Annotated in this window: 7 protein-coding genes; 2 read left to right on the top strand and 5 right to left on the bottom strand. The window is 42.5% G+C overall.

The annotated features are described in order from the left end of the window. The coding region (locus KW93_RS17820; protein WP_235318393.1) for a hypothetical protein at positions 1 to 213 on the top strand (213 nt) is incomplete at its 5' end. Here the strand turns inward: KW93_RS17820 and KW93_RS09285 are convergent. Next, the gene (locus KW93_RS09285) at positions 169 to 1,119 is read right to left on the bottom strand and encodes a VOC family protein (RefSeq protein WP_033542727.1); all 951 of its coding nucleotides are present in this window, start codon (positions 1,117 to 1,119) and stop codon (positions 169 to 171) included. The genes KW93_RS17820 and KW93_RS09285 overlap by 45 nt on opposite strands. 34 nt (positions 1,120 to 1,153) lie before the next feature. On the opposite strand from KW93_RS09285, the gene KW93_RS09280 reads away from it, so the two are divergent. Further along, positions 1,154 to 1,732, top strand: a complete 579-nt coding sequence (locus KW93_RS09280; protein ID WP_052131546.1) for an alpha/beta hydrolase — start codon at positions 1,154 to 1,156, stop codon at positions 1,730 to 1,732. 95 nt (positions 1,733 to 1,827) lie between these two features. Here the strand turns inward: KW93_RS09280 and KW93_RS09275 are convergent, their stop codons facing one another. The 4 genes from KW93_RS09275 to KW93_RS09260 form a co-directional block, all read right to left on the bottom strand. Further along, complete coding sequence (locus tag KW93_RS09275) at positions 1,828 to 3,336, bottom strand: DUF1846 domain-containing protein (RefSeq protein ID WP_033542726.1); 1,509 nt, start codon at positions 3,334 to 3,336, stop codon at positions 1,828 to 1,830. A 394-nt stretch (positions 3,337 to 3,730) separates the two neighbouring features. After that, positions 3,731 to 4,210: a 23S rRNA (pseudouridine(1915)-N(3))-methyltransferase RlmH gene (gene rlmH, locus KW93_RS09270; RefSeq protein ID WP_033542725.1), complete on the bottom strand. Its 480-nt coding sequence runs from the start codon at positions 4,208 to 4,210 to the stop codon at positions 3,731 to 3,733. Between the two features lie 89 nt (positions 4,211 to 4,299). After that, on the bottom strand, positions 4,300 to 4,464 hold the full coding sequence (locus KW93_RS09265) for a CxxH/CxxC protein (protein WP_033542728.1): 165 nt from the start codon (positions 4,462 to 4,464) through the stop codon (positions 4,300 to 4,302). Between the two features lie 309 nt (positions 4,465 to 4,773). Next, the gene (locus KW93_RS09260) at positions 4,774 to 5,277 is read right to left on the bottom strand and encodes a DinB family protein (RefSeq protein ID WP_033542724.1); all 504 of its coding nucleotides are present in this window, start codon (positions 5,275 to 5,277) and stop codon (positions 4,774 to 4,776) included. Positions 5,278 to 5,550 lie beyond the last annotated feature (273 nt).

The raw sequence follows: 5,550 nt of genomic DNA, 5'->3' as shown, positions 1-5,550 counted from the left end.
CATCCGCCTCAAATCCCAGCTTTTCATACAGCTGCCTGGCCAGAATGGAGTAAACGGGAACTGATAGCCTTTATAACCGCAAAGAACTGCCTGGAAATGTGTGAGCATTTCCAGGCAGTTCTTTTAATGGCGATGGATCGTCTGGATCTCATAAATCGTCCAACTTCATCAACGCTTGATTTGGTTTTCGATATAGCGGCGCCGGTCTTCTAAAAAATCCGGCAGGAACAACGGAATGGCATCATAGTCATCCGTCTTTATAGCTGGTTTTTCAAATTTCGTCTGTTCCGTGGCTACTTCAATCAATAAATTATTCGGCTCACGGTAATATAGAGATTCAAAGAAATCGCGTTGTTTGATACCCGAATAATTGAAGTTGTTCTCTAAAATCAATTTCTCGATTGCACCCAAATGGTCACAATTTTTGGCATTCAACGCAAGATGATGGACTGAACCAATGCCCTGCTTTTCGATACCCCGCAGACGATCTTCAATCAGATGGACCTGCTGCCCAAATAAAGCATCTTTTTGCCCTAATACCGTTACCTGATGATGATTGTGTTCATAGGTCTCTATTTTTTCCAAACCATGTGTAACCATAAAAGAACGCGCAGAAGCATCGGCATACCGGACGCGGCATTGAAAAGAATCAATCCCCAAAATCGTGTGTTCCTGCGGAATATCTGCAGACTGATGTGGTGCGTGCTCTGATGCATCGCCTTTTCTAAGAGACGTCAACGCCAACTGTATGCCATCACGGTCTTCGAAATGCAAATACTTTCTGCCTTGATAGTATTCAATTTCACAGTTAAAGACATCATGGGTTTCGAAACGAGCAAGCCAAAATTCAAGTGAAACTTCTGAAGGTACTGCAAAAACAGTACGTTCCAGACTATTGGTGCCAAACTGTTTTGCCGGGGCATTCTGCATTTCAAACACACTGAATTCAGTTCCGGGACGACCTGTCTTATCGCCAAAGAAAAGATGCAGCATTTCAATTTCATCTTGATTTACCGTTTTTAATAGAAATTCTAAACCGAGTAGCTTATGATAAAAATCAAAGGTAATATAGCGGTCACGGTTAATGACTGAAACATGATGAATGAGCGGACTTGTCATAGAGCACCTCTTCTAATGGATTGGAGAATGAATTATGGAACAGTTTAACATAGCCGGAAAATCAGATACAGCGTTTGTTGTTTTTCATGGCACGGGCGGTAATGAATATTCCCTTCTGCAAGTGGTAGGGGACATCGATCCGACTGCCAGCATCAAGGCCTATATCGGTAACGTCGGCACTGGCAAAGAGCGCCGCTTTTTTGCCCCTTTGCAAAACGGCCAGCTGGACCGTGCAGACCTTGATAAGCATGTAACGTCATTTTTAAACGATTGGACTCAACAAAAACCCAAAGGCAAAGTCATCATGATGGGTTATTCAAATGGAGCCAATTTTTTACTGGCCCTCTTGGAAAAAGAACCAAACCTTGCAGATACAGTCGTCCTTTTGCACCCATCTAACTTAACTTTCCATTTCTCCGAAACTTCAACTACAGAACTTATTTTGACAGCCGGCGCGCGTGATGCCATTTCTGTCCCTGGTGAATCTTTGAAATTATCCAAGACTCTCACTGCTTACTTCCAGCATACAATATTTAAGCTATTCGATCACGGACATGAAATCACTGACGAAGAAGTGAAATTCATTCGTACCCACCTGTCGCAACAGGTATAAATTATAAAAATGAACCTTTCTAATAAACTCTATAAATGAAGAACACCTGCCCCATACTTCTATGTAAGAAGAAAAAGGCAGGTGTTTTCTAAAATCTAATTGTAATATAGGTTCTCAGTTGGATATACCGGATCATTGGTGATGTCAATTCCAAGCTTCTTAAAGGTTTGTTCGTTTTCTCTATTCAATATAACCGTGGAATGAGCCTGGGTGTCTTTTAAATTTGGCAATTGCTTATAAGCCAGCTCAGAAGTCGGATTGGTGACCGCACTGATTGCCAGTGCAATGAGCACTTCATTGGCGCTTAATGTCGGGACGCGGCTATTCAAGTCATCGGTTTTCAAACGTTGAATCGTTTGTAAAATCATCGGCGACAACAAATTAATTTCATCGGAAATATTGGTCAGTTTCTTCAACCCATTCAGAATCGCGGCGGCCGAAGCATCCATCAAAGTAGTCGTTCGACCGGTGATCATCTCGCCATTCGGCAGTTCTATGGCAATTACGGCTTGTAAATTCGTGCTGTCAATTTGCGATTGGATTGCTTTCGCATAATTACGGGCCGGCAATACAGGGACCCGATCCTCTTTCTTTAAACCGGTCTCTTCCAGAATCACTTGCATGTGGCGTACACTGTCTTCATCAGCAAGCCCTTTTTTATAGTCGTTCTCTACGATGAAACTGCGCCGAATGATTTCCTGCCTGGCAGCTTCCTGCACGACCATATCGTCGGTGATGCCCGATTTCAGACGATTAACACCCATATCAGTCGGTGAGCTGTAAACAGACTCTTTACCGGTAATCCTTTCAATAATCCGTTTGATGACAGGAAACGTCTCAATATCACGATTGTAATTGATCGCAACTTTGCCGTATGCTTCATAATGATAATTATCAATCATATTTACGTCTTTCAAATCGACGGTAGCCGCTTCATAAGCGATGTTTACCGGGTGCTTTAACGGCAAGTTCCAAACCGGAAAAGTCTCAAACTTGGCATAGCCGACTTCATTCCCCAGTTTATTCTCATGGTACATTTGGTTAAGACAGGTGGCAAGCTTTCCGCTGCCGGGGCCAGGGCCCGTTACTACCACGATCGGCTTTGTCGTTTTAATATAAGGATTTGTCGCAAATCCTTCTTCCCCAAGGACCGCGTCCACATTTGTCGGATAACCTTCGATTTCGCGGTGGATACAGACGCTGATTCCGCTTCTCTCAAGCTTTGTCATAAATACTTTGACTGTTGGTTGCCCCTGGTAACGAGTGATCAGGACACTGTTGACAGAAATGCCATATGCCCGATATTCATCAATTAAGCGCAAGACATCTTGGTCATAAGTGATGCCGTAATCTTCACGGACTTTGTTTCGTTCGATGTCTCCAGCGTAGACACAGATGATGATTTCCGCGTTTTCTTTCAGTGTATGCAATAGTTTGATTTTGGCATCTTCATCAAATCCAGGCAAGACACGCTTGGCATGTTTGTCGCCTATCAATTTTCCGCCAAATTCCAGGTAAAGTTTATCGTACTGCTGCACCCGTTCCAGGATGTAGGCTGATTGTTCCTGCAAATATTTCTCCGAATCAAATCCAATTTTTTTCATTCAATTCCCGTCCCGTCTTCTATGCTTCAAGCTTTCTCTTATATCGATAGATAAAAACGCCTTAAGAGAAAATCCCAAGTAAAAATACATCCTTTATCATTATAAATTTTTGAAGAAAAAAGTAAATCGGTCCAATTGCTTCATTGATTGGGTTATCCTAATAAGCGCAGTAGCCTTACCAAGGATATATTCGATTAAAATAACAGAATTTAAAACTAAAGTTTAGCAAATCCAGATGATAAAAACCTGTTTCTCTTGGATAGTTTCAATTACTGAATCGATTTGATTTATCGATATAAAGAAAACAGTAGAATTCAGTTTAATAACCGGATTGTCTTTAGCAGTTGAACAAATCATGTATAAGTTGGACTTTATTTAATAGTATAAACCTCATTTACTTATGGTACGGTTCACCCTTCATTATCCTGAATGCCCGGTAAACCTGCTCCACCAGGATCAGCTTCATCAATTGGTGCGGAAATGTCATCTTTGAAAACGACAGTTTCTCATCCGCCCGCTTCAACACTTCATCATGCAGCCCCAGAGATCCGCCTATGACGAAAACGATCTTGCTGCGGCCGTAGGTCATCAGCGATTCCAAATCTTTCGCCAGCCCTTCCGACGTTTTCATCTTGCCGTCGATTGCCAGGGCAATGACATAGGCGTCGGCCGGAATTTTTGCCAGGATCCGCTCGCCTTCCTTCTTTTTGACGATTTCCATATCCGCGTCGCTCAATTGCTCCGGCGCTTTTTCGTCCGCCACTTCGATTTCGTTTATTTTGCTGTAGCTTCCAAGCCGCTTTGTGTATTCTTCAATGCCCAATTTTAAATATTTCTCTTTCAGCTTGCCTACAGTGATAATTGAGATATTCACAGGATATCCCCCTTTACAATAAATTTACAAACAAGTTATCCACGGATGTTATACACATATCCACAGGCATTTCTATATCTTGTGCCAATTTATGAACTGGCCACAAGATACAAAGCCTGCTCTTCACAGTACTCACATTTTGTGGATAACTTTTCGTCTTCTGATAATTCTGTTAGGATAGGATAACTTTCGGTCTTTGCAACGAATACGTCCAGGCCATGTTCCACGTGGGTTTTGCAGCATTTAATCTTCATATTTTTCAGTCCTTTCGATTTCCGAATATTCCACACAGTTATGCACATTTCATTCACATTTATCCACAAGTCATTGTAACAGATGAAAGGGCTTTCGTATAATCCTCTTTTTAGCCCGCTGTGGATAGTTGTCCGCGCTCACTTCCCGAGAAAGTTATCCACATGTCACATTTTTGCTTTTCCGAACGATACAACTGTATTTCCCGATTTTTCATAACAAATTTTACAATAATATTACAAAATGATTTTATTGCTGAAGTGATTTTCCACGAAAAAACCGCAGAGCTGAATATCGCTCTGCGGTTTCTGTTAAACTGCTGGCGGTTCTGCACCCATTGCAGCCCATTCCTCTTTTGCCGGTCCATATAAACCAGGCACTTTTAATCCGGCCTGGCGCATCAGTACCGTCATTTGCGCGCGGTGGTGCACCTGATGCAGCACCAGCACTTTCAAAAGCTCGGCAACAGTCCACTTTTCACCATACAAATCATGTTCTTCCTGCAGCGTCTCATCCGTCCAATTGTCTTTCATTGCCGTGATCATCGACTGGTTCGTGAAACGGTAGGCTTCCGCAATTTCCGCCGCCGTATCCGGAACCGGTTTGCTGAAATCCGCTCCTGAAAATTGCAGTCCCGTATGCGATACCATCTCTTCCAGCGTTGTCGCTATGTGCCAGGCAAGACGCCCAAGATTGCGGTGGCCTTCCGTAAAATTCTTTTGCAGAGATTCATCCGTCAAAGAATCGAGCACCTGCTGCGTTCCTGTTGCTTCCTCTTTCCATACCTGATAAAAATCATCCATCGTTCTGAACATATCCATCCTCCATTCCTTCAAGTTGCTGTCTTTATTAAATTCGCCCGAAACCTTCATTTTCCTCTAATAATAAATCCGGAAAAGATGAAATAATCTTCTCCTTGCACTCCTTTAGATGGACAACTGCTGTTTCAAACTTGAAACAGGTTCCTGACGTTAAAAACCGGCCAATGCGAGCTCCTTTGAAGGAATTTTTGGGTATGTAAGTGGTTATGCGGACGATCTTTTAGTCTGAAATGAATTTATTTGCGTTAAATCGAATTTGTTTGCGCA

The sequence above is a fragment of the Planococcus sp. CAU13 genome, assembly GCF_000775575.1.
In the GTDB taxonomy this organism is placed as follows: Bacteria; Bacillota; Bacilli; order Bacillales_A; family Planococcaceae; genus Planococcus.
The sequence above is the reverse complement of the archived record's forward strand: the minus strand, read 5'-3'. Positions and strand labels throughout refer to the sequence as shown.